Annotated in this window: 24 protein-coding genes and 3 tRNA genes; 17 read left to right on the forward strand and 10 right to left on the reverse strand. The window is 73.6% G+C overall.

Going from position 1 to position 23,132, the window contains the following annotated elements; translation table 11 throughout:
- Positions 1 to 24: 24 nt before the first annotated feature.
- The gene (gene rarD / locus FHU37_RS14085; protein WP_246450897.1) at positions 25 to 975 is read right to left on the reverse strand and encodes an EamA family transporter RarD; all 951 of its coding nucleotides are present in this window, start codon (positions 973 to 975) and stop codon (positions 25 to 27) included.
- A gap of 369 nt (positions 976 to 1,344) precedes the next feature.
- Between rarD and FHU37_RS14090 the strand changes: the two genes are divergently transcribed.
- A complete protein-coding gene (locus tag FHU37_RS14090) occupies positions 1,345 to 1,497 on the forward strand; it encodes a hypothetical protein (RefSeq protein ID WP_179814519.1) in 153 nt (50 codons plus the stop codon).
- Positions 1,498 to 1,681: 184 nt separating this feature from the next.
- On the opposite strand, the gene FHU37_RS14095 is transcribed toward FHU37_RS14090, so the two are convergent.
- The 4 genes from FHU37_RS14095 to FHU37_RS14110 form a co-directional block, all read right to left on the reverse strand.
- On the reverse strand, positions 1,682 to 2,794 hold the full coding sequence (locus FHU37_RS14095) for a 2-oxoacid:ferredoxin oxidoreductase subunit beta (protein WP_179814520.1): 1,113 nt from the start codon (positions 2,792 to 2,794) through the stop codon (positions 1,682 to 1,684).
- Complete coding sequence (locus FHU37_RS14100) at positions 2,787 to 4,658, reverse strand: 2-oxoacid:acceptor oxidoreductase subunit alpha (RefSeq protein ID WP_179814521.1); 1,872 nt, start codon at positions 4,656 to 4,658, stop codon at positions 2,787 to 2,789. The genes FHU37_RS14095 and FHU37_RS14100 overlap by 8 nt, the downstream gene beginning before the upstream one ends.
- Before the next feature lie 416 nt (positions 4,659 to 5,074).
- Positions 5,075 to 5,737 (reverse strand): response regulator transcription factor, encoded by a 663-nt coding sequence (locus tag FHU37_RS14105; protein WP_179814522.1) that lies wholly within the window; start codon positions 5,735 to 5,737, stop codon positions 5,075 to 5,077.
- A gap of 179 nt (positions 5,738 to 5,916) precedes the next feature.
- The gene (locus FHU37_RS14110; protein WP_179814523.1) at positions 5,917 to 7,344 is read right to left on the reverse strand and encodes a sensor histidine kinase; all 1,428 of its coding nucleotides are present in this window, start codon (positions 7,342 to 7,344) and stop codon (positions 5,917 to 5,919) included.
- 370 nt (positions 7,345 to 7,714) lie between these two features.
- On the opposite strand from FHU37_RS14110, the gene FHU37_RS14115 reads away from it, so the two are divergent.
- Complete coding sequence (locus FHU37_RS14115) at positions 7,715 to 8,584, forward strand: M48 family metalloprotease (RefSeq protein ID WP_179814524.1); 870 nt, start codon at positions 7,715 to 7,717, stop codon at positions 8,582 to 8,584.
- A 59-nt stretch (positions 8,585 to 8,643) separates the two neighbouring features.
- Here FHU37_RS14115 and FHU37_RS14120 read toward each other — a convergent pair whose 3' ends face one another.
- Positions 8,644 to 9,018 (reverse strand): winged helix-turn-helix transcriptional regulator, encoded by a 375-nt coding sequence (locus FHU37_RS14120; RefSeq protein ID WP_179814525.1) that lies wholly within the window; start codon positions 9,016 to 9,018, stop codon positions 8,644 to 8,646.
- A 96-nt stretch (positions 9,019 to 9,114) separates the two neighbouring features.
- Between FHU37_RS14120 and FHU37_RS14125 the strand changes: the two genes are divergently transcribed.
- The 6 genes from FHU37_RS14125 to FHU37_RS29535 all read left to right on the forward strand — a co-directional run bounded on the left by FHU37_RS14125 (position 9,115) and on the right by FHU37_RS29535 (position 14,762).
- Positions 9,115 to 9,996 (forward strand): NAD(P)-dependent oxidoreductase, encoded by an 882-nt coding sequence (locus tag FHU37_RS14125; RefSeq protein WP_179814526.1) that lies wholly within the window; start codon positions 9,115 to 9,117, stop codon positions 9,994 to 9,996.
- Positions 9,997 to 10,955: 959 nt separating this feature from the next.
- Positions 10,956 to 11,357 carry a YccF domain-containing protein gene (locus tag FHU37_RS14130; RefSeq protein WP_179814527.1) on the forward strand — a complete coding sequence of 134 codons (402 nt, stop codon included), beginning with the start codon at positions 10,956 to 10,958 and terminating at the stop codon, positions 11,355 to 11,357.
- 678 nt (positions 11,358 to 12,035) lie between these two features.
- The gene (locus FHU37_RS14135) at positions 12,036 to 12,557 is read left to right on the forward strand and encodes a SigE family RNA polymerase sigma factor (RefSeq protein ID WP_179814528.1); all 522 of its coding nucleotides are present in this window, start codon (positions 12,036 to 12,038) and stop codon (positions 12,555 to 12,557) included.
- Positions 12,544 to 13,428, forward strand: a complete 885-nt coding sequence (locus FHU37_RS14140) for a hypothetical protein (protein WP_179814529.1) — start codon at positions 12,544 to 12,546, stop codon at positions 13,426 to 13,428. The genes FHU37_RS14135 and FHU37_RS14140 overlap by 14 nt, the downstream gene beginning before the upstream one ends.
- Positions 13,429 to 13,512: 84 nt before the next feature.
- Complete coding sequence (locus FHU37_RS14145) at positions 13,513 to 14,304, forward strand: L,D-transpeptidase family protein (protein WP_179814530.1); 792 nt, start codon at positions 13,513 to 13,515, stop codon at positions 14,302 to 14,304.
- A 272-nt stretch (positions 14,305 to 14,576) separates the two neighbouring features.
- Positions 14,577 to 14,762: a DUF418 domain-containing protein gene (locus tag FHU37_RS29535; RefSeq protein WP_376774031.1), complete on the forward strand. Its 186-nt coding sequence runs from the start codon at positions 14,577 to 14,579 to the stop codon at positions 14,760 to 14,762.
- Between the two features lie 138 nt (positions 14,763 to 14,900).
- Here the strand turns inward: FHU37_RS29535 and FHU37_RS14155 are convergent, their stop codons facing one another.
- Entirely contained in the window at positions 14,901 to 15,389 is a 489-nt protein-coding gene (locus tag FHU37_RS14155; RefSeq protein WP_179814531.1) for a YajQ family cyclic di-GMP-binding protein, read from the reverse strand.
- A gap of 197 nt (positions 15,390 to 15,586) precedes the next feature.
- Between FHU37_RS14155 and FHU37_RS14160 the strand changes: the two genes are divergently transcribed.
- A tRNA-Tyr gene (locus FHU37_RS14160) sits at positions 15,587 to 15,669 on the forward strand.
- Positions 15,670 to 15,847: 178 nt separating this feature from the next.
- Here the strand turns inward: FHU37_RS14160 and FHU37_RS14165 are convergent.
- Positions 15,848 to 16,549, reverse strand: a complete 702-nt coding sequence (locus FHU37_RS14165; RefSeq protein WP_179814532.1) for a hypothetical protein — start codon at positions 16,547 to 16,549, stop codon at positions 15,848 to 15,850.
- Between the two features lie 216 nt (positions 16,550 to 16,765).
- Here FHU37_RS14165 and FHU37_RS14170 point away from each other — a divergent pair, with 216 nt between their 5' ends.
- Both FHU37_RS14170 and FHU37_RS14175 read left to right on the forward strand, forming a co-directional pair.
- Positions 16,766 to 17,158, forward strand: a complete 393-nt coding sequence (locus tag FHU37_RS14170) for a nuclear transport factor 2 family protein (protein WP_179814533.1) — start codon at positions 16,766 to 16,768, stop codon at positions 17,156 to 17,158.
- Between the two features lie 114 nt (positions 17,159 to 17,272).
- The gene (locus FHU37_RS14175; protein WP_179814534.1) at positions 17,273 to 17,713 is read left to right on the forward strand and encodes a CU044_2847 family protein; all 441 of its coding nucleotides are present in this window, start codon (positions 17,273 to 17,275) and stop codon (positions 17,711 to 17,713) included.
- A 104-nt stretch (positions 17,714 to 17,817) separates the two neighbouring features.
- Here the strand turns inward: FHU37_RS14175 and FHU37_RS14180 are convergent, their stop codons facing one another.
- On the reverse strand, positions 17,818 to 18,492 hold the full coding sequence (locus FHU37_RS14180; protein ID WP_179814535.1) for a hypothetical protein: 675 nt from the start codon (positions 18,490 to 18,492) through the stop codon (positions 17,818 to 17,820).
- A gap of 226 nt (positions 18,493 to 18,718) precedes the next feature.
- Here FHU37_RS14180 and FHU37_RS14185 point away from each other — a divergent pair, with 226 nt between their 5' ends.
- Together FHU37_RS14185 and FHU37_RS14190 are read left to right on the forward strand one after the other, a co-directional pair.
- Positions 18,719 to 20,041 (forward strand): helix-turn-helix domain-containing protein, encoded by a 1,323-nt coding sequence (locus tag FHU37_RS14185; RefSeq protein WP_179814536.1) that lies wholly within the window; start codon positions 18,719 to 18,721, stop codon positions 20,039 to 20,041.
- A gap of 97 nt (positions 20,042 to 20,138) precedes the next feature.
- Complete coding sequence (locus FHU37_RS14190; RefSeq protein ID WP_179814537.1) at positions 20,139 to 20,966, forward strand: DJ-1/PfpI family protein; 828 nt, start codon at positions 20,139 to 20,141, stop codon at positions 20,964 to 20,966.
- Between the two features lie 130 nt (positions 20,967 to 21,096).
- On the opposite strand, the gene FHU37_RS14195 is transcribed toward FHU37_RS14190, so the two are convergent.
- Entirely contained in the window at positions 21,097 to 21,768 is a 672-nt protein-coding gene (locus FHU37_RS14195; RefSeq protein WP_179814538.1) for an SDR family oxidoreductase, read from the reverse strand.
- Positions 21,769 to 22,040: 272 nt separating this feature from the next.
- Between FHU37_RS14195 and FHU37_RS14200 the strand changes: the two genes are divergently transcribed.
- From FHU37_RS14200 to FHU37_RS14215, 4 genes are all read left to right on the forward strand, one after another.
- Positions 22,041 to 22,113, forward strand: a tRNA-Thr gene (locus FHU37_RS14200).
- 44 nt (positions 22,114 to 22,157) lie between these two features.
- Positions 22,158 to 22,230 (forward strand) — tRNA-Met (locus FHU37_RS14205).
- Positions 22,231 to 22,316: 86 nt separating this feature from the next.
- A complete protein-coding gene (rpmG, locus tag FHU37_RS14210) occupies positions 22,317 to 22,481 on the forward strand; it encodes a 50S ribosomal protein L33 (RefSeq protein ID WP_179814539.1) in 165 nt (54 codons plus the stop codon).
- 196 nt (positions 22,482 to 22,677) lie between these two features.
- Positions 22,678 to 23,130 (forward strand): MaoC family dehydratase N-terminal domain-containing protein, encoded by a 453-nt coding sequence (locus tag FHU37_RS14215; protein WP_179814540.1) that lies wholly within the window; start codon positions 22,678 to 22,680, stop codon positions 23,128 to 23,130.
- Positions 23,131 to 23,132 lie beyond the last annotated feature (2 nt).

The raw sequence follows: 23,132 nt of genomic DNA on the forward strand, positions 1-23,132 counted from the left end.
CGTTCCGTGCGGTCCGGGAGGTGCCTAACGCCTCGTGGCGGCCCGTCCGCGCGACGGCTGCCGGCCGCGGGCCCCCGCCCCGGGCGTCCGGCCGGCGGCCTTCCCGCCCCCCGGCCGGGCCGTCCGCTCCCGCGCGCGCCGGCGGCGGGCGGCCAGCACCGCGTCCGCCGTCAGCACCACCAGCGCCACCCACACCAGCACGAAGCCCACCCACCGCGCGGTCGGCATCTCCTCCTGGAACACCACCAGCCCCAGCAGGAACTGGAGGATCGGCGCCAGGTACTGGAGCATGCCCATGGTGGTCAGCGGCACGCGGGTCGCCGCCGTGCCGAAGCACATCAGCGGCACGGCCGTGACCACGCCCGCCGCGACCAGCAGCAGCGTCTGGTCCCAGCCGTGGGTGCCGGGGCTGGTGAGGGTCGCCGTGCCCTGGGCGGCCAGCCAGACCAGGTAGCCCAGCGCCGGCAGGAACTGGATGGCGCTCTCCGCGGCCACCCCCTGGATGCCGGACAGCCCGACGAACTTCTTGATCAGGCCGTACGTGGCGAAGCTGAAGGCCAGGGTGAGCGCCAGCCACGGCGGCCGGCCGTAGGCGAAGGCCAGCACCAGCACCGCCGCCAGGCCGATCCCCACCGCCGCCCACTGGGCGACGCGCAGCCGCTCCCGCATCACCAGCACCCCGAAGGCGATGGTGACCAGCGGGTTGATGAAGTACCCGAGCGCCGTCTCGACGACCTGGCCGCTGGTGACGCCCCAGATGTACATGCCCCAGTTCACCGTGATCGCGGCGGCGGCCAGCACCAGCATGCCGAGCCGGCGCGGCGACCGCAGCACCGGCCGCATCCAGCCCCAGTCGCCGCGCAGCGCCAGCACGATCGCCAGGAACACCAGCGACCACACCATCCGGTTGGCGAGGATCTCGGCGGAGGAGGCCGCGTCCACCGCCGTCCAGTACAGCGGCACCGCCCCCCACATGCCGTAGGCGGCGACGCCGAACCAGAACCCGCTGCGGGCCAGCGCCCGCTCCGAGGCCGGCCCCGCCCCGTCGCCCGGGGGCGACGTCGCCGCGGTGCTCCCCGCGGCGGGCGGCCGGTGGGTCGCGGGTTCGTAGGGGTCTTCCGGAGCCGGGTTGCTCCCCGCCATGGCACGTGGTCCTTCCGCTAGCGGCGCGCCGGACGCGCCGGCCAACAGCCGACCCCGGACGTCCCCCTCGCGTCAAACCGATAAGCGGACGAGTTCCGTCGCCCCCTCCGCACAGTGACCCGCCGGTCACTTCGGCGTTGTCCAGCACAGACGATCCCTCACCCCCGCAACGGCGCGGGGGACGCATGGGAGGTGCACCCCATGGCACCCGGTGAACCGACGACGCGGCGGCCCCCGGCCCACGACCACCCCCGGTTGTGCCGGTGGGGCGCCGGGCTGCTCGCCGTGCTGGTGTTCCTGCTGGCGGTCAGCACCCTGCTGCTGCCCGGCCTGGAGTTCCGGTTGCTCGGCTGACCGGGACGGCGGCGGCCGAGCGGACGCGGCCGAACGACGGCGGCCGAACGACGGTGGCCGCCGCCCGCGGCGTGAACGACGACGGCCGCCGCCCCTCGCCCCGTCCGCCCGGCGCGGGCGGTGTGGGGGAGGGGCGGCGGCCGTCCGGGCCCCGGCCCGGAGTCGTCCACCGGTCAGCCGGACCTCAGCCGATGGTCCAGGTGTCCGAACCGGTCAGCAGCTTCGCGAGGTCGCCCTCGCCCTGGGTGGCCTTCGCCTGCTCCAGCTGGTCCGCCATGGCCTGGTCGTAGACCGGCCGCACGACGTCGCGGAAGACGCCGATCGGGGTGTGGAACAGGGTGTCCGGGTCGGCCAGCCGGGAGAGCGCGAAGGCGCCCAGCGGGCTGTCCGCGTGCGCGTCGTGCACCACCAGGTCGCCGACGTTCTCCGGGGTGACGTCCACCACCCGCAGCTCCCCGGTGGCCCGGTCGCGGACCACGCCCTTGCCGGGCAGGCCGTCGCCGCCGTCCTCCACCGCGACCGGCCTGCCGAAGCGCACCGGCTGCCCGTGCTCCAGCGGGACCACGGCCTCCGCCCTGGTCTCGTTGTCCTTCAGCGAGTCGAAGGCGCCGTCGTTGAAGATGTTGCAGTTCTGGTAGATCTCCACCAGCGCCGTGCCCGGGTGCTCGGCGGCCTGGCGCAGCACCGACTGCAGGTGCTTGCGGTCGGAGTCGATGGTGCGGGCCACGAAGCTGGCCTCGGCGCCGAGCGCCAGCGACACCGGGTTGAACGGACCCTCCAGCGAGCCCATCGGCGTCGACTTGGTGATCTTGCCGCGCTCCGAGGTGGGCGAGTACTGCCCCTTGGTCAGGCCGTAGATCCGGTTGTTGAACAGCAGGATCTTCAGGTTAACGTTCCGCCGCAGCGCGTGGATCAGGTGGTTTCCGCCGATGGAGAGCGCGTCGCCGTCACCGGTCACCACCCACACCGACAGGTCGGGGCGGGAGGCGGCCAGGCCGGAGGCGATCGCCGGGGCGCGGCCGTGGATGGAGTGCATCCCGTAGGTGTTCATGTAGTACGGGAAGCGGGAGGAGCAGCCGATGCCGGAGACGAACACGATGTTCTCCCGGCGCAGTCCGAGCTCCGGCAGGAAGCCCTGGACGGCGGCGAGCACGGCGTAGTCACCGCAGCCCGGGCACCAGCGGACCTCCTGGTCGGACTTGAAGTCCTTGGCGGACTGCTTGGTGTCGGTCTTGGGCACCAGCGCGAGCGCGCTGCGCCCGTCGGCCGTGACGGCGGTCGCGGTTGCCTCAGACATTGGCCAGAGCCTCCTGGATGGCGGTGGCGAGCTGCTCGGCCTTGAACGGAAGGCCGCGCACCTGGGTGAAGGACTGCGCGTCGACGAGGTAGCGGGCGCGCACCAGCGTGGCGAGCTGGCCGAGGTTCATCTCCGGGATGATCACCTTGTCGTAGGCGCGCAGCACCTCCCCGAGGTTGGCGGGGAACGGGTTGACGTGCCGCAGGTGCGCCTGGGCGACGTCCTGGCCGGCGGAGCGCACCTGGCGCACGGCCGCGGCGATCGGGCCGTAGGTGGAGCCCCAGCCGAGCACCAGCAGCTTCGCCCTGCCGGAGGGGTCGTCCACGGCCAGGTCGCCGATGGACTTGGCGATGCCGTCCACCTTGGCCTGGCGGGTGCGGACCATGAAGTCGTGGTTGGCCGGGTCGTAGGAGATGTTGCCGGTGCCGTCGGCCTTCTCGATGCCGCCGACCCGGTGCTCCAGGCCGGGGGTGCCGGGCACCGCCCAGGGGCGGGCCAGCGTCTCCGGGTCGCGCTTGTACGGCCAGAACGCCTTGGTGCCGTCCTCCAGCTCGTGGTTCGGCTCGGTGGCGAACGGCGTGCGCAGGTCGGGCAGCTCGTCCGGGGCCGGGATGCGCCACGGCTCCGAGCCGTTGCCCAGGTAGCCGTCGGAGAGCAGGAAGACCGGGGTGCGGTAGGTCAGGGCTATCCGCGCGGCCTCGATGGCGGCGTCGAAGCAGTCCGCCGGGGTGGAGGCGGCGACGATCGGCACCGGCGCCTCGCCGTTGCGGCCGTACATCGCCTGCAGCAGGTCGGCCTGCTCGGTCTTGGTGGGCAGGCCGGTGGAGGGGCCGCCGCGCTGGATGTCGACGATCAGCAGCGGCAGCTCCAGGGAGACCGCCAGGCCGATCGTCTCCGACTTCAGCGCCACGCCGGGGCCGGAGGTGGTGGTGACGCCCAGCGCCCCGCCGAAGGCCGCGCCGAGCGCCGCGCCGATGGCGGCGATCTCGTCCTCGGCCTGGAAGGTGCGCACGCCGAAGTTCTTGTGCTTGGACAGCTCGTGCAGCACGTCGGAGGCCGGCGTGATCGGGTACGAGCCGAGGAACAGCGGCAGGTCGGCCTGCTCGGCGGCGGCGATCAGGCCGTAGGCGAGGGCGAGGTTGCCGGTGATGTTGCGGTACGTGCCCTTGGGCAGCGGGGCCGGGGCGATCTCGAAGGAGACCGCGAAGTCCTCGGTGGTCTCGCCGAAGTTCCAGCCGGCGCGGAACGCCAGCACGTTGGCCTCGGCGATCTCCGGCTTCTTGGCGAACTTCTTGCGCAGGAACGCCTCGGTGCCCTCGGTGGGGCGGTGGTACATCCAGGACAGCAGGCCGAGCGCGAACATGTTCTTGGCGCGCTCGGCGTCCTTGCGGGCCAGCGAGGTCTCGGCCAGCGCCTCGACGGTCAGCGTGGTCAGCGGCACCCGGTGCACGTGGTACCCGCTGAGCGAGCCGTCCTCCAGCGGGTTGGCGGCGTAGCCGACCTTGGCCAGGGCGCGCTTGGTGAACTCGTCGGTGTTGACGATGATCTCCCCGCCGCGCGGCAGGTCCGGCAGGTTGGCCTTGAGGGCGGCCGGGTTCATCGCCACCAGCACGTGCGGGGCGTCACCCGGAGTGAGGATGTCGTGGTCGGCGAAGTGGAGCTGGAAGCTGGAGACGCCGGGAAGGGTTCCGGCAGGGGCCCGGATCTCGGCCGGGAAGTTGGGCAGCGTGGACAGGTCGTTGCCGAACGACGCCGTTTCAGACGTGAATCGGTCACCGGTCAGCTGCATGCCGTCACCGGAGTCACCCGCGAATCGGATGATCACCCGGTCGAGCTGCTTGACCTGCTTGACTTGCCTGGTCACTCGGACGGACCTCCCTCAGCACCGCCACACGCGTGCGGGGTGTCGGACAGCGTGTCGCACCAGCGTCCATCGTACGGTCGTGAGGTTTGCCTTCCTCAGCCATCTCGGACGCCCCACTCGATGGATGCCCGTTTTGGGGGAGTTTCGCGGCATTTTGGGGAGGTGAGATCCGGAAAATCCGTCCCGTGAAAGCCGTCACGTCCTCCCGCCGTCTTGCATGTTGGTCACGACAAACGGTCGTTTTCGGCCGATGTTCCGGCGGTCCCGTCCAGCATGCGGACGAATCCGAACTTCTTCCGGCTCTCCGCGGCGCGGATCGGCGCAGCCCCAGCCGCATACCCCCGCCAACCGGCGGAAACCGGGCACCGTTCCCGCCGCGCACCCCGGCGCACGCCCCGCCGCGCGCCCCGCCCGGCTCAGCCCTCCAGGTACTTCAGCACCGCCAGCACCCGCCGGTGGTCCCCCTGGCTCGGCGCCAACCCCAGCTTCAGGAAGATCGCCCCCACGTACTTCTCCACCGCCCCCGCCGACACCACCAGCCGCTGCGCGATCGCCGCGTTTGTCCGCCCCTGCGCCATCAGCTCCAGCACCTCGCGCTCGCGCGGCGTCAGCGCCGCCAGCACGTCCTGCCGGCGGCTGCGCCCCAGCAGCTGCGCCACCACCTCCGGATCCAGCGCCGTACCGCCCTCGGCCACCCGGCACACCGCGTCGACGAACTCGCGGACGTCCGCCACCCGGTCCTTCAGCAGGTACCCCACGCCCCGGGTGGACGCCGCGATCATGTCGCTCGCGTAGCGCTCCTCCACGTACTGCGACAGCACCACCACCGGCAACCCCGGGTACCGCCGCCGCAGCTCCACCGCGGCCCGCACCCCCTCGTCGGTGTGGGTCGGCGGCATCCGCACGTCCGCCACCACCACGTCCGGCAACCCGCCGGCGCCGACCGCCAGCTCCCCCACCGCCACCAGCAGCGCCTCGGCGTCCCCCACCGCCGCCACCACCTCGTGGCCGCGCTCCGTGAGCAGCCGGGTCAGCCCCTCCCGCAGCAGCACCGAATCCTCGGCGATCACCACCCGCACCGGCCCAACCCCGCATCCCTAAGCCCGCCACCGCGCCAGGCCGCCCCACGGCGCGGAGGCGGCCGGGCATCAGCTTAGGGCGCGACGCCCGGCCCACCCGCGCCCCGCGGCGCACCCACCCCCCGCCCGCGTCCGCCCCACACCCGCCCGCGTCCGTCCCACCGACCACCCCGTCCGGCTCACCGCGACCACGGCAGCTCCACCGAGACCACCGTCGGCCCGCCCACCGGGCTGTCCACCTCGAAGACGCCGTCCACCGCCCGCACCCGGTCCGCCAACCCGGCCAGCCCGCCACCGGGCCGCACCACCGCGCCACCGGCGCCGTCGTCCCGCACCCGCAGCATCAGCCGGCGCCCCCGGCCACGCCCCCGCCGGCCCCGCCGCCCCTGCTCCCACACCTCGACCCCGACCGAACGGGCACCGCTGTGCTTGGACGCGTTGGTCAGCAGCTCCGACACCACGAAGTAGGCGATCGACTCCACCGAGGCGTCCGGCCGGTCCGCGCCCTCCCCGACGGCCGGCGGCAACCGCACCTCCATCCGCACCGGCACCGTGCACCGGGACGCCACCGACGACAGCGCGGCGTCCAGACCGCGGTCCGTCAGCACCGCCGGATGGATCCCCCGCGCCAGGTCACGCAGCTCCTGCAGCGCCAGCTTCACCTCCCCGTGCGCCTCCTCCACCATCTCCGCGGCCATCTCCGGCTCCTCCTCCAGCCGCTCCTTCGCCAGCCCCAGCCCCATCGCCAGGGCCACCAGCCGCGCCTGCGCCCCGTCGTGCAGGTCCCGCTCGATCCGCCGCAGGTCCGAGGCCGCCGTGTCCACCGCCGCGCCCCGCGTCGACTCCAGCGTGCGCACCCGCTCCGACAGCGACGACGGCGCCAGCATCCCCTCCACCATCAGCCTGCTCACCGCCGTCGTCCCCCGCACCACCCCGGCCGCCGCGTACACCAGCAGCAGCCCGAGCACCGCCACCCCCGCGACCTCCCACGGCTGCTCGACATACACCGCCCGGCCCGTCGCGTCGTCCCCCCACAGCTGCATCCCCGGCTGCTCCAGCCAGCGGGGGAACACCCAGCGGTAGGCCGGGTAGAGCAGCAGCCCCCAGCCCGCCGCGGTGAGCGCCAGCGACAGCGCCAACGCGATCGGCGTCCAGACCAGGTTCAGCTCCATGTACAGCACATGCCGCCAGTGCATCCCGCTGCCGAGCTGCGCGCCGACCCAGCTCATCAGGCCCTCACGCTTCGGCCGCGGCGGCGTCGGATCCACCACCCGCGCCCCCAGCAGCGCCCGCGCCCGCGCCCGCTCCACATGGCCGAGCCCCCGCACCCCGGCCAGCGTGGCGGCCAGCACCGGCAGCCCCACGAAGATCACCGAGAGCCCCAGGCCGAGCGCCAGGAAGACCACCGTGAAGACGCACATCAGCGCCGCCGTCGGCAGGCCCACCAGCAGGTACAGCAGGCCGCCCCAGGTGCGGGCGCTGACCGGCGCCAGCAGCCCCCGCCCCCTCCCGCGCCGCCCCGGCTCGTGCCCGGCCTCCGGCCCGGACCCGGAACCCGCTGCGCCCCCGGTCCCGGTCCCGCCGTAGCCCGACGTCGCGATCGCCATGCCCATTCCCATCCCTCGATGACCCGCCGGGTGACCCGCCCGGCCGCGCCCGGGGCGCCCGTCCGACACCCGGTTCCCAGCCTGCTGTCCCGGCGGGCCGGCGACCACGGGACGGGCCGGTCAATCCAACCGGGGGAAAACCCCACCATCGCCGTGCCCCGGCCCGCGACCGCGCCCTCACCGCCGCACCCCACCCACCCCATGATCACCACACGCCCCGGGCGCACTCGCACGCCACCGCGCGCACTCGCGCACCACCGAGGGAACCTGCCACGGCGCGAGCCCGTTGTTGTCCAGCGGAGGAGGTAGGCAGGCGCACGCGGCCTCCACCCCAGGTATCACCCCACGCCCTACCTACGGAGGAGCGGACGTGCACTGTCGGCGCAACAGGCTGAAGACGGCGGTCCTCATCGGCCTGCTGTCGGCGATCATCCTGCTCGTCGGCAGCTCCTTCGGCAGCGAAGGGCTCCAGATCGCCGTCATCCTCTCCTTCGGACTCGGCGCCTGGGCCTACTTCAACAGCCACCTCCTGGCGCTGCGCGCCATGCGGGCCCGGCCGCTCGGCGAGTTCGAGGCGCCGATGCTGCACTGGATCGTCCGCGAGCTGTCCAACAAGGCCCGCCAGCCGATGCCCCGCCTCTACCTCTCGCCCACCGAGGCGCCCAACGCCTTCGCCACCGGCCGGGACCCCCGCACCGCCGTCATCTGCTGCACCGACGGCCTGCTGCGCCAGCTCAACGAACGCGAACTGCGCGCCGTGCTGGCCCACGAGCTCGCCCACATCCGCTACCGGGACACCCTGCTCTCCTCGGTCGCCGCCGCCCTCGCCGCCTTCGTGATCTTCCTGGCCAACCTGGCCTGGCTGGTCTCCGTCGACCGCGACGACGCCGGCGACGGCGAGGACGGCGACGCCCCCGGCGCCATGGGCGGCCTGCTGCTGATGGTCCTCGGACCGCTCGCGGCCGTCCTGATACAGATGGCCGTCAGCCGCTCCCGCGAGTACCGGGCCGACGCCTTCGCCGTCCGCCTCACCGGCGACCCGGCCGCCCTCGCCTCCGCGCTGCGCAAACTCGACGCCGGCAGCCACGACCTCCCGCTCCCCCCCGAGCCCCGCCTGAAGGTGGCCGGCCACCTGATGATCGTCGACCCCTTCCACTCCGACGGGCCGCTGGACCGCATCTTCTCCACCCACCCCTCCGTCGCCGACCGCATCGCCCGCCTCGAACGCCTCGCCCCCTGACCCGGCCGGCCGCCACCGTGCTGGTCGCGGCCATCAACGAGTGGCTGTGACCAGCACGTTCACGACAGACCGTGGCCCGCCTTCTCTTCCAGCCCTCGAGTGGTCGGCCGCTCGCGTCCCCAGGCGGCCAGCGGCTGGAGTGCGCCGTTGAGGCGCATGCCGTCCTCGGTCAGCGAGTACTCGACGCGGGGCGGCACCTCGTCGTAGGAGACGCGGCGCACGACGCCGTCCGCTTCCAGCTCCCGTAGGTGAGAGGCCAGCACCTTCTCGGTGATGCCGGGAAGCAGCCGGCGCAGCTCGCCGAAGCGGCGGTAGGGGTGCTCGCGGAGCGCCCAGAGGATCAGCACCTTCCACTTTCCGCCGATCACCTCCATCGCGGTGTCGATCCCGCAGACGTGTCCGTCTGGTGCGCTCGGCCGGTTCAGCGTCGTCATGCCCCACCCTTCTGACGTGCTCGCTCACTCCGGGGTAACCACCCACCCCGAAGTGCGTACTTGATCACTCATGGGCCTGTGACCAGCCTAATCGACATGGCACACGACACTGTTGAGAACACTTCCGTCACGCTGCTGGGCCTCGGGGCGATGGGCACCGCGCTGGCCCGTACCTGGCTCTCCGCCGGCCACCCGCTCACCGTCTGGAACCGCACCCCGGACCGCGCCGCGGCACTCGCCGCCGAGGGGGCACGGGTCGCGGACAGCGCCGCTGAGGCGGTCGCGGCGAACCCCCTGGTCATCGTTTGTCTGTTGGACGACGCCTCGGTCGAGGAGGTGCTCGCCGGCACCGACCTGGCCGGCCGGGACCTGGTCAACCTGACCACTGGCACCCCTGCCCAGGCCCGCGCCCGCGCCGAGTGGGCCCGCGAGCGCGGCGCCCGCTACCTGGACGGTGGGATCATGGCCGTCCCGCCGATGATCGGCGTCCCGGCGGCCGGCGGCTACGTCTTCTACAGCGGCTCGCGGGAGCTGTTCGAGCGGCACCAGGAGACCCTGGCCGTCCCGGCCGGCACCACCTACGTCGGCGAGGACGCGGGCTTCGCGGCTCTGCACGACGTCGCCCTGCTCAGCGCCATGTACGGGATGTTCGCCGGTGCCGCGCACGCCTTCGCCCTGATCCGCAGGGAGGACATCGATCCCGCGGCACTCGCCCCGCTGCTCGCCGACTGGCTCGTCGCGATGGCCCCGGCGGTTCACCAGACTGCCGACCAACTGCGGAGCGGCGACTACACCAAGGGTGTCGTCTCCAATCTCGCCATGCAGGTGGCCGGCACGCCGACCTTCCTGAGCACCGCCGAGCAGCAGGGTGTCAGCCCGGAACTGCTCAGCCCCTACTTCGAGCTGATGCGCCGCCGCCTGGCAGAGGGCAGCGGTGAGGAGGGCCTGACGGGCGTGATCGACCTGCTGGTGCACTGACCAGTCACTCGCCGCAGGCCGTCGGACCGGCCCGAGCGGCGCAGCGCTTCCCCGACCTGCCCCCGCGCGTCGCGGTCCTGGCCACCTAGCAGGAGGCCCAGGGGAACGTCCTGATGGGGAACCCCGGGTTCGCCCTGGCCAAGTTCGACGAGGCGCACGAGCTGGCCGCCGAGGGCAGTTCCTCGGCCGACCACGACAGGACGTTGGACACCGCGCACTGCACGCCGACCTACATCGAGATGCAGCGCGCGCACTGCCTCATCCGACTGGGCAACCCGCGCACGCGGCCCGGCTCTTCGAGACCCACCTGGCGACCCTGCCGCAGGTCCACCGCAACGACCACGGCGTGTACCTCGCCCGGCTGGCCCTGGCCTACGCGAAGGCGGCGGAGCCCGAGCAGGGCGCCCACTTCGCCACCAGGGCCCTCGCGGTCGCCTACGACACCGAGTCGGCCCGGACACTGGCCGAACCGGCGGTGGTCAACAAGGCGATGGAGGCATGGTCGCACGCCCCTGTGGTCACGTCCTTCCGGGAGCGTCTGCGAGTCGTCCACACCGACATCGCGTCTCGCGCCCCGCAGTCGGGATGGGGGAAGCTGCCAGCGTGGACGCAGGAATGGCCCGATACACCGCCACGGGCGTTGTCCGGCAGCCGCCACTGGCCACGGCTCAGAAGGGTGCTGCCATCCTCGACAGCCTCTCTCACGCGGTGGCCGAACACCTGGCGCTGCTGACGCGAGGTTGACCGAGCAGGTACTGAGGGCCGGGTGGACCAAGCCAGAGCGGTCCGCCGCCGCAGGGACGCGCGGGCCGCTCGTGCCGTCAGGGGGACATCAGGGCGGCTATCAGGGAGGCCACCCACTACCGCCCGCAGTAGCACCGGAGAAAGCTCAACAGCCCTGGAACGGCAGGCGACAGCATGCTCTCCTGAGACTGAGAAGCCCGGGGAGGCTACCGCTCATGAAGCTGATCAACTTCGTCCTGAACGTCCTGTGGCTGGTCTTCGCCGGCTTCTGGCTGGCGGTGGGCTACGCCGTCGCGGCGATCATCTGTTTCGTCTTCATCATCACCATTCCTTTTGGCGTGGCCTCCCTGCGCATCGCTGGCTACGTACTGTGGCCGTTCGGCCGCACTACCGTGGAACGCCGAGGCGCCGGGGCCCCGTCCTTCATCGGCAACGTGATCTGGGTCGTCTTCGCCGGCTGGTGGCTCGCCCTCGGCCACCTGATCACCAGCATTCCGCTTTTCGTGTCGATCGTGGGTATCCCCTTCGGCTGGGCGAACCTCAAGCTCATCCCGATCTCCCTGATGCCGCTCGGTCGCGAGATCGTCCCCACCGACCAGCCCTTCGCCACCCGCTGAAGCCGCGCCGCGACCAGGGGAGGTCCGGGGAGATCCGGCGGGAGCGGGGGATCGGGATCGCCGGCCGGGGGGCGGGAGGTGGGGTGTGCGGTGGCCGGCCGTTCCGGCCGCCATACCCGGAGGCGGGTCCGCCATACCGTGCCAGGCCACCGGCCCACCCGTCTGGTCGCCAGCCCGCCCTTCATCTGTCATGAACGCATCCAGAGTTGTCCACAGGAGCGCCATCGGGGCTGTGGCAGGTCACACCCCCCGTGGGATCCTGAAGAAGGGGGTCGCCAGCCCCCGATGGGGGAAGAGGGGGGAAACGTTTCTCCTGCATCGGGCGTCCATGGTGGAGGTCTGAATCAGCCACGACGGCCGAGAAAGGGGCCTTCCCCGATGGCCGCGCCCATCGGGGAAGGCCCCTTCGCGCCTGATGGCCGCGCCCATCGGGCAACCCCTCTTCTCGCCTGGTGGCTGAGCTCGCCGGAGAAGTCGTCGTCCTTCCGGATGGCCAAGCCGTGCATCGCAGTGATCCGCCCCGCCCCGCGCTCACCCTCCGACGCCAGCCGTGCCGCGCCGCCGTTCCGCCCCCGCGAAGAAAAACCGGCGCACGGGGCAACCCCGACCCCCTCCCACCCGGTTGGAGGAGTGTGAGGGAGCGAACGCGAACAGGGGCACCATGGCAAGGACACGACGGTGACGGGTGGCGCGCCGGACTTCGAGGAGTTCGTCGCCGCCCACGGCCCACGGCTGCTGCGTGTCGCCTGGCTGCTCACCGGCGACGCCCACCAGGCGGAGGACCTGCTGCAGACCGTCCTGGCCAGGGTCTGGCCGAAGTGGCGCAGGATCGCGCACGGCAACCCGGAGGCCTACGTCCGCAAGGCCATGGTCCACACCCACGCCTCGTGGTGGCGGCGGCGCTGGCGGGGCGAGGTGCCGCACGGCGAGCTGCCGGACCGGGCCGGCCCGGAGGACGCCTTCGAGGCGGTGCACCTGGAACGCTCCCTCGCCGCGGCGGTCCGATCACTGCCGGTGCGGCAGCGGGCCGTGGTCGTCCTGCGCTACTTCGAGGACCTCTCGGTCGAGGAGACCGCTCGGGTGCTGGGCTGCCGCCCCGGAACGGTCAAGAGCCAGGCGGCGAAGGCGCTGCGCGTGCTGCGGGACCGACTGTCCGCGCTGGAACCCATGGGGGAGGGTGAGCCCAGTGGCCGACGCTGACGACGAACGCGAACTGCGGCTGCTGCTGGAGCGCGCCGTCCCCCGGCTGCCCGCGCCCGACGGGCGGATGCGGCGGATCCGGGACCGCGTGGAACGGCGCAGGCGCGTGCGGGCCGGCGCCGCCGCCCTGGGGATCGCGGCGGCGACGGTCGCCGTCGCGGCCACCGGGCAGGTCGCCGGACTGCGGTGGGGACAGCTGCCCGAGCCGGTCCCGCCGACCGGGCAGCATCCGCCGGCAGCCACCGCGGCCAGCCCCGCGGGCAAGCCGGTCCGCTATCCCGACCTGTACGGGATGAGCCTGCTCCTGCCGCCGGGATGGACGTCGTGGAGCGATCCCCGCTCCCCGGAGAGCTACGGCTTCGCGGCCAACCAGCCGATGAAGCCCCCGGTCCGCTGCCTCGGGTCGACGGCGGGCGGGGACGCCTGTCCGCCGCTCACCGCCCTGGAGGACGGCGGGGTGCTGGTGACCTTCCAGGTGGTGGGCAAGGAGCCCGCCGCGTCCGACGACACCGGCCCCACCCCGTTCGACGGCACCGCGCCCACCGTGGGCGTCGACACCACGCCCGAAGCCGAATCCGAAGCCGAATCCGAAGCCACGGTGCCGCCCCTCACGCTCGGTGCCGCGCCGATGGAACCCCCCTGCCGGGACATCGGCGGCCTGGAACAACGGGAGGGCCGCCGTACCACGGTGGTGGACGGCACGTGGGTGACCGTCGCGGTGTCCGTCTGCCTGCGCGAGCCCTCCGACCAGGCACTGCGCGAGCTGGCGACGCTCGTGGACTCCATCCGCTTCGGCCCCGCCCCCGCACCCTCCCACGGCGCCGACTCCACCCTCGCGCCGCCCCCGGGCGCCGCGCCCACCACCGACTGACCGACGCCCCCGGCGCCCTCGCTCCTTCCCACCATCTCCACCCAGCCCCGCGGCCACCCCGCGATCCACCGAAGGAAACCCACCATGTCCACCGGCCCCCGCGCCGCCCTGATCGCGCTGCTCACCCTGACGACCCTGGCGATCGGCGCCAGCGGCTGTGGCGCGCCGGGGGAGACCACCCCGGCGCAACGCCCGGCGGCCGTCGACGCGGTCGACGTCCCCGGCGCGCCGCAGTCGTCCCCGGCCACCCCCACCCCCACTCCCGCGGAGTCCCGGCCGGTGCTGCCGAGCAGCCTGCCGGGCCTCGGCCCGGACACCCTGGCCGACGTCCCGCCCGAGGCCCGGCAGGCAGTCGTCGTGACCGGCGAGGACATCGACTCCCCGCGCTCCACCGTCGTGCTGTACGAGCGCACCGAGGACGGCTGGGCCGCCGGCGAGCCCTGGCCCGCGCACAACGCCCTGCGCGGCTGGACCGACGACCACCGGCTGGGCGACCTGCGCTCCCCGATCGGCGTCTACACCCTCAGCGACGCCGGCGGGCTGCTCGCCGCCCCGGAGGGCACCAGGCTTCCCTACACCCACTCCGGCGCCTTCACCATCAGCGGCACCGGATTCGAGGGCGAGCCGCTGGAGGGCTCCTTCGACCACGTCATCGCCATCGACTACAACCGGGTCCCCGGTACCTCCCCGCTGGACTGGACCCGCCCGCTGGGCGAGGAGAAGGGCGGCGGCATCTGGCTGCACGTCGACCACGAGGGCCCCACGCAGGGCTGCGTCACCGTCAGCGAGGAGCACATGGCCGAGCTGCTGCGCCGCCTCGACCCCGCGAAGCACCCGATCGTGGTGATGGGCGACGCGGCCTCCCTGGCCCGCTGACCCGCCCCACCCGACCCGCCGGCCCAACCCGTCCCGCCCCGATCCACCAATCTCGCCGAACCCGCCGACCGCGTCCCCACCCGCACAGGACGGAACAGCTAGCCTCCAGCGCCCGCCCCAACTCCCGGCTGCGCACGGCCGCGGCGCGCGCCGCGGCCCGCAGCGCGTCCCCGCCCCCGCGGTCCGCCAGCACCCCCAGCGCGGCACTGGCGGAGGGCACGCCGGTCGCCGGACTGCTTGGTGATCTCGGTGGCCGCGGGGCGCCCACGGGGCTGGTCTTCGTCGCCGTCTTCGCCCCCTACACCCTCGGGCTGGGCGGGCGGCTCAGCGACGCGGGCGCCTCCGCGATCGCCCTCGCCACCTGGTTCGGCGGCGTCCTGATCGCCGACCGGATGCGCCGGAGCGGCCACCGGGGCCCCGCCGAGATCCTGCTGCGCCGACTCACCTACCGGCGCTGAGCCGCCTGCCGCCCCCACCCCGAAACCGGGACGAGAAGGACACGACCAGGGCGACGGCCGAAGCGATGCCGACCGGTGTGCCCTGGTTGTGCCCTCCTCGGCCGTCCGAGCGGCGCCGACGCGAGCCGGAGCCGCGGACTACCGGTAGTTCACGAACTGGACGGCGAAGTCCCAGTCCTGCGCCTTGACCAGCCGGATGACCTCCTGCAGGTCGTCACGCTTCTTGGAGCTCACCCGCAGCTCCTCGCCCTGCACCTGCGCCTTGACGCCCTTGGGGCCCTCGTCGCGGATCAGCTTGGAGATCTTCTTGGCGTTCTCCTGGGAGATGCCCTCCTTGATCGTCGCGAAGATCTTGTACTCCTTGCCGGACACCTGCGGCTCGCCCGCGTCCAGCGCCTTCAGCGAGATCTCCCGCTTGATCAGCTTGGACTGGAACACGTCGAGGACGGCCTTGACCCGCTCCTCGGAGTTGGCGCGCATCTCGATCCGCTCGCCGGACCAACCGATGTGGGCGCCCACGTTCTTGAAGTCGAAGCGCTGGGAGATCTCGCGGGCCGCCTGGTTGAGGGCGTTGTCGACCTCCTGCCGCTCGACCTTCGAGACGATGTCGAAACTGGAGTCGGCCATGTCGTGTGGGTCTCCTCGTTGGCATGAACTTGTGCGGCCCGGTACGGGCCCATGCCCCAGCGTATCCAGCGACCACCCCACCCCCGGGCCCACGACCCGTCTCCCCCCGACCACCCGCCCCCCACGGCAACCGAGTGGCGGAACAGGGGTGCGGATCATGTATCGTTTACGTCGTCGCCAACGAGAGCGACGGCCAAGGCGGGTTGCCCGAGCGGCCAAAGGGAGCAGACTGTAAATCTGTCGGCTTATGCCTACGTAGGTTCGAACCCTACACCCGCCACTTGGCAAAGAGGGGCCCTGACCAGCGGAAACGCCGGTCAGGGCCCCTCGCTTTCGCTTTGGTGCCGGAACGCGTGCGGCGGGCCGGCCGCCCCCCCCGGGCCCGCACCGGGCCTGGCGGGGCGGCCGGTGCGGCCGGCGCGGGGCGGGAGCCCGCCTCGGCGTCGTTCGGTCGCTGCTCAGTTGCCGGAGGGCCACCCGGGGTTCCCGCCCGGTCCCCAAGGCTGCTGCGCCGGCTGGGCCCCGTGCGCGGGCTGGTTCCACTGCGTGGGCTGGCCGCCCTGCGCGGGGGCTCCCCATGTCTCCTGCTGCGGGTACGGGGCCTGCTGCGGGGTGGGGGCCGGGGCCGTGGCCAGCCGGTCGAGTTCCGCCGCCCGGGCGTCCAGGATGCGCTGCCGCCGCCCGGTCGCCACGCGGAAGGCGAGCGGGACGAGCGCCATGAGGGCGAAGAAGGCGGCGATGTACAGGTTCGGCTGCTCGCCGGTCGACACGTCCCGTCCCACACTCACCACACCGAGCACGCACAGGAGCAGGACGGCGGCGCCGGTCCGGCGTGATCCGCGGCGCAGCCGCAGCAGGTTGGCCTCCTGCCAGGCGAGCCGCGCGGCGATCACCGGGTCCTCCGTGCCGGAGGGGCCCGCCGGGGGCGGGGGCGGAGTGCCGAAGGGCAGGGAGTACTGCCGGACGGCCGGTGTGTCGTCGCGCTGGAACTGGAGCGTGGTGGTCAGCCGCGCGCTGGACTCGCCCACGATCCCGTAGCCGTACCAGGAGGCGACGCGGAGTACGTCCCTGTGGTTCCCGGAACTGCTGATGGGCACGGAGACCCTGGCCGAACCGTCGAAGTGCCGGCTGATCTCCAGATCCCGTTGGGCACCGCTCATCCCGACGTTCCCCCTCGTGTACGCCTGTTCGGTGACGGCGGCAGACGCTACTGGCCCCGCGAGCGGGATGCCAAAAGATTGGGCGCGCTCACCGCGGAGCGGCCCCGGTCCCGGCGGGAGACCGGCCGGGGCCGCCCTGCTGGGCTTGGACAGGTCTGGAGGGGAGGTCGATGATGGCACAGGAGAGTAGAAAACGGACGAAAGGTGTGAATCATCATGGCCGAGCAGTCAGACGTGACGGTGGTGCGGCAGTGGTGGGACGCGTGCGTGAACGAACGCCTGGACGACGCCGCGTCGATGATGACCGCGGACGTCGTCCACCACGTGCCCGGGAACAACGTGATCTCCGGTCACCACAAGGGCCGCGACGCCGTCATCGCGATGTACCGCCGCTGCGGTGAGGAACTGGACAGCGGGCGGATGGAGACCCTCGGGGTCCTCGCCGACGGGCGCGGGCACGTGGTCTCCACGCACCGCGCGCACTACGAGCGCAAGGGGCGGACCGCCGACCTCCAGGAGGCGCTCCTGTTCACCATCGTCGGGGGCAAGATCAGCGACATCGACGAGTTCACGGAGGACATGGCGGCCTCGGACGCGCTCTGGAGCTGAACCGTCCGGGGCGGCCGGAACCGACCGCTCGCGCGCCGGGGGGTGGAGGTGCGTGGCCCCGTGCCGGAGGATGCCGGTGACCGTTGTGTCGGGCGACGAGCGAGCGGAGGACACGTGGCGGAGGGGACGCAGCTCATCCGGGTTCCGTTGGACGGGGCGGGGCCGGGCGCGGGGGCGGCCGGCGAGGGCGCCGGCGAGGTGGTGATGGAGGTGGACGCCGTCTCGACCGGCCTCACGCGGGTCTCCCGGCCCGGGGAGATCGCGGCGACGGCGGCACGGAGCCTGGGGGAGAGCTTCACCACGGTGCGCGCCGCCGCGGTGGCGGTCTTCGACCGGCTCGCCACGCTGCCGGAGCGCCCGGACACGATCGAGCTGGAGGTCGGCGTGAAGATCAGCGCCGAGGCGGGGGCGGTCATCACCAGGACGGCCGGTGAGGGGAACTTCGTGCTGCGGCTCACCTGGCAGAAGCCGCCGGCGGACGGCCCCGCGACGCAGCCGCCGGCCGCGGAGGCGCCCACCACGGACGGACCGGCGGCGGGGGACGCCACCGGCTGATCGGGCGGTGACCCGAACGCGCGTGGGGCCCGCCCGGCGGATCGGCCGGGCGGGCCCCACGGTCGTGGGGCCCCATGTCGCGCGGGCCCCGTGTTTCGTGTGGGTCAGCCCAGCAGCTTCTCCACGGCGGTGCGGGTGGTCTCCCGGAAGTCGGCGACCGGGGCGTGCTGGAAGGTGCCCATCTGGGCCCAGCGGACGACGGTGACGGTGTTCCCGTCGCGGCCGATGCCGTACAGCGCGACGTCGTTGGCGATCTCCGGGTGGCTGGTGACCAGCCCGTGAACCCGGGCGCCGTCCTCGACTCGGAGGCGGCCGTAGTCCCGCCAGGTCGCGCTGCCGCCCGGGACCTGCTGCTCGTAGGCGGCGGCGCACTCGCGCACGGCCCGGTTCAGCCGCGCCGTCAGGTCACGGGCGGCGGCCTCGTCGGGGGCCGTGACCACGACCTGGACCGCGTTGGCGTCGAGCTCCGTCCAGAACGAACGGTGCAGGACGTCCTCCGCCGGCAGCACGTCCTCCAGGCAGAACGGCGTCGGCTCGGGCAGGCCCGGGGTGACGTCCCCGGCGTACCAGGGGGAGGAGGCGTGCGGCGGCAGCTCGTCGCCCTCCAGGAGGTCCGGGGCACCGAGCACGGCCATGTCGGAGGCCGCGGAGGCCGCGGAGGCCGCGGACGCGGCGGTGGCGACGGGGCCGGCCTGGGCCGGCGTGGTGACGGTCAGGGCGAGGCCGGTCGCGGCGGCGACGCCGGCGGCGGCGACGCCGAGGGTGGTGCGGACGCGCATGGAATCCCCCGTTGCGATGGTGTGTGGTCTCCGTTGGCCGAGGGCCGCCGGGTCGGCTGCGCCCTCGGTGTTCCCAGCGTCGGCGGCCCGGTGGGCGGTCGCAACGGACGGGCGCCGGTCCGGGACGCTGGAACCGTTCCACCCCCTCTGACGTGGGAATACGCAGACGGCCTGGAACGCGTTCGCGGAACGCCGGGCGGGGGCCGGGGCGCACCGAGGGGGAGAGATGGACGCGCCGTCATCGGACACCGAGGCGTTCGCGGAGCGGCTGCGCGAACTGAAGGACCGCACCGGGCGCAGCTACGGGGCGCTGGCGCGCAGGCTGCACGTCAGCGCCTCCACGCTGCACCGCTACTGCCACGGGGAGGCCGTGCCGACGGAGTTCGCCCCGGTGGAGCGGTTCGCCCGGCTGTGCGGGGCGGATCCGGAGGAGTTGGTCGGGCTGCACCGGCGCTGGATCCTGGCGGACGAGGAGCGTCGGCGGTCCCAGGGGCGGGAGGGCCCGGGGAAGGAGGAGGGTCGGGAGCCCGTCGAGAGGGCCCAGCGGTCTTCCGGGGCCGACGTCGAGATCGAGGTCGAGGTCGAGGACGAGGCCGGGACCGGAGCCGGGCCCGGGGCGGAGCCGACGGAGCCCGCCACGGGCGGGGAGGGGGAAAGGCAGGAGGAGGGAAGCGACGGCGAGCGGGCGGCCGGCCCCGCTGGACCGACCGGGCCCGCGCCGCGGGCCATCCGCCCCGGCCGGCGGTGGCGTCCCCGCGCGGCGCGCTGGGCGGTGGCGGCGGTGGCGGCCGGCACGCTGCTGGCCCCGCTCGCCGTGGACGCGGTCTCCCGGCAGTCCTCCTCGGCGGCCCCCCAGCGGCCGTCGGCGTCGTCGTCGACGGCGTCGACCGGGCCGGGGGAGGCCGTCGCCCCGCCGTTCGGCTGGGACGTCCAGTCCCACGTCTGGGAGGCCAACTGCGACCACGCCTACCTGCTGGACGCGCCGCCCGAACGGGTCCCGGCCCCGCCGGACGAGCAGCACGCCGCCGCCTGGGCGGCGGAGCGGGGCGCGGTGCACGCGGGCGAGACGCAGGTGCGGGTCACCGTGCAGGGGACGACGTCCGCCGCCGTCGTCATCCAGGCCGTTCGCGTCCACGTGGTCGAGCGCGGCGACGGCCTCGCGCCGGACGCCGCGGCGGCGGGGAACTGGGGCGTGTACGAGATGAGCAGCGGCTGCGGGGGAGCGCTGACCCCGCGCTTCTTCGAGGTGGACCTGGAGTCCCCGCGGCCGGTCGTCCGGCCGAGGCCCGGCGGCACCGAGGCGGGCCCGATCCCGGCGGTGAGCCTCCCCCTGCGGGTCTCGGCGGACGACCCGGAGGTGCTGCTGATCAAGGCCCGGGCCGTCGACTGCGACTGCTCCTGGTACCTGGAGCTGGAGTGGACCAGCCTGGGCGGCTCCGGAACCCTGCGGATCGACGACGCCGGCACGCCCTTCCGCACCAGCGGCGCGCGGGGGCTGCCGGTCTACGGCTACGACTGGGCGGCCGGACGGTGGACCGAGGGCGGCTGAGCCGCCGGCGGGAGACCCGGATCACGCCGACCGCCCGGAACCCGACTCCCCGACGACCGGACTACTGGGGCGACGGATCCAGGTACGGGAGGCAGCGATGACGGGTGCGCGGCGGAGTCGGCGGGACGTGGTCCGGGCGGCGACGGCGGGTGGTGTGGGCGTGGCCATGGCGGCCGTAGGGGCGGCGCCCGCCCGGGCGAAGTCGACGGGGGCGACGGAGCCGACGGAGGCGACAGCGGCGGCACAGGCCGCGGGTTCGCCGGCGGATCGGCCGCATGGCCTGCTGGCGGCCGTCCTGCTGTACGACGGCTTCACGGCGCTGGACGCCGTCGGCCCCTACGAGGTGCTCTGCCGGCTGCCCGGCCTCACCGTGACGACGGTGGCGGAGCGGACCGGCCCGATCCGCACCGACACCGGCGAACTGGGCCTGGTCGCCGACCGCCGCATCGCCGACGTGCGCCACGCCGACATCCTGATCATCCCGGGCGGCGGCAACCGCGGCACCGTGGCGACGATGAACAACGCCGCCGTGCAGGCCTGGGTGCGCCGCGTCCACGAGCGCACCCGCTGGACCGCCACGGTCTGCACCGGCTCGCTCATCCTCGGCGCCGGGGGCCTGCTGCGCGGTCTGCCGGCCACCACCTACTGGGCGTCCCGCGAGTACCTGGAGCGGGAGCTCGGCGCCGTCTACACCCCGGGCAGGTTCGTGGAGGCGGGCAGGATCATCACGGCCGCCGGGGTCTCCGCGGGGATCGACATGGGCCTGCACCTGGCCGCCCGGCTGGCCGGGGAGGACGTCGCGCGGGCGCTGCAACTGGGCGTGGAGTACGACCCGCACCCGCCCTTCGACTCCGGCTCCCCGGAGAAGGCGGGCCCGGACATCCAGCGGCTGGCGCTGGAACTGATCGACGCCGCCGCCGTGTGACGCCCCGCCGCGTGGCGCCGGCCGCGTGGCGCCGGCCGCGTGGCGCCGGCCGCGTGGCGCCCGCCGTGTGACGACGGCGGTGCCGGACAGTGCGGCACGCGGGCGGGGCGGGCCCCGGGCGGCGCGGCCGTCAGGCGCGGGTCGGGGCGGTAACCGAGCGGACCGCCTCGACGATCGGCGTGGGACCGCCGACCAGCTCCAGCGTCCGCCCGGCGGTCTCCGGCCGGCGCAGCAGCTCCAGCACCACGGCCGCCACGTCGTCGCGCGGCACCGCGCCGCGGGCCACCCGCTCGGCCAGCTCCACCCGGCCGGTGGCCGGCTCGTCGGTCAGCCGCCCGGGCCGCAGGATCGTCCACTCCAGGTGACGCCGCCGGCGCAGGTCCGCCTCGGCGGCGCCCTTGGCGCGCAGGTAGGCGGCGAAGACCGGGTCGGTGCCCTCGGGTGGCTCGGTGCCCGCCCCCATCGAGGAGATCTGCACGAAGCGCCGCACCCCGGCCATCTCGGCGGCGTCCGCGAGCAGGACGGACGCCGCCCGGTCCACCGTCTCCTTGCGGGCCTCGCCGCTGCCCGGGCCGGCGCCGGCCGCGAACACCACGCCGTCCGCGCCGCGCAGGTGCGGTGCGAGCTCGGCGGCGTGCGTGGACTCCAGGTCCAGCACGACGGGCACCGCCCCGGCCTCCTCCAGGTCGGCGGCGTGGTCCGGGTTGCGGATCAGGCCCACGGAGGCGTGGCCGGCCCGGGTGAGCCGCTCCTCGAGCAGCAGCGCGATCTTCCCGTGTCCGCCGGCGATGACGATGCGCATGGTTCCCCATCCTGTCGATATCCGTGCGCCGGACGCCCCGACACCCCGGCGCCCCGACGCAGCAGGGACCTACCCCGCGGCCGGGGCGCGAACCAGCGGTTCCCGACGCGCGCACCAGGGTGTCGGACGCGCGCACCAGGGTGTCCGACGGGGCTGCGGGGGGCCGTGGGGCGGTTCGGGCGGCGGGCCGGCGGCGTGCCCCCGCGCGCGCCCGCCACGCGGCCAAGTGATTTCACGTTTCGACCGGCGACCGTGTAATGTCTTCATCGCTCGCCCCAATAGCTCAGTCGGCAGAGCGTCTCCATGGTAAGGAGAAGGTCTACGGTTCGATTCCGTATTGGGGCTCTGATGGTCGCACTCCGCGGTTGCGTGGGGTGTCGATACATCGCGGCGGTGTAGCTCAGTCGGTAGAGCAAGCGGCTCATAATCGCTGTGTCACCGGTTCAAGTCCGGTCACCGCTACCCCGCGTAGCCGATGGTGGGGGTCTCTCCCGGGTCGGCTACTCTTGCTTGCGTCAACCCTGTTTCAGTCCGAGGAAGGCACTCCAGTGGCTGCCACCGACGTCCGCCCGAAGATCACGCTGGCTTGCGTGGAGTGCAAGGAGCGGAACTACATCACCAAGAAGAACCGGCGCAACGACCCGGACCGTCTTGAGATCAAGAAGCACTGCCCGCGCTGCAACTCCCACACGGCGCACCGCGAGACCCGCTGACCCGGGTTCGCCGGCTCGAACGGACGTTCGGCCGGCGTGTGCAGGCACACACTTCACCGACGAAGGCCGTTCCCTCCACGGGAGCGGCCTTCGTCGCATAGGTTTGGGGCGCGGTACCGAAGATCGGAAGTACCGCACCGGGGGGACGCGCCACGCCTCCACACCCGGCTGCCCAGTCCGCCACCAGGAGCTGTTCATGCCGATGGACCAGTCGTTCGTGGGGCGTTCCTACGCCCCCACCCCGCCGTACGAGGTGGGCCGGGAGAAGATCCGCGAGTTCGCCGAGGCCGTCGGCGACGCCAACCCGCTGTACACCGACCCCGAGGCGGCCCGTGAGGCCGGTCACCCCGACGTGATCGCGCCCCCGACCTTCGCCTTCGTGATCAACCAGCTCGGCTGGGAGCAGATCGTCGGCGACCCCGCCCTCGGCCTGGACTACTCCCGGGTGGTCCACGGCGACCAGCGGTTCGTCTGGTCCCGCCCGGTGCGGGCCGGCGACCGGCTCACCGTGGCCATGCACATCGACTCGATCAAGACGCTGGCCGGCAACGACGTGCTGGGCGCCCGCGGCGAGATCCACACCGAGGACGGCGAGCACGTGGTGACCGCCTACTCGACGCTCGTGGCCCGTCCGGAAGAGGGGGAGTGAGC

The sequence above is a fragment of the Allostreptomyces psammosilenae genome (assembly GCF_013407765.1).
Taxonomy (GTDB): domain Bacteria; phylum Actinomycetota; class Actinomycetes; order Streptomycetales; family Streptomycetaceae; genus Allostreptomyces; species Allostreptomyces psammosilenae.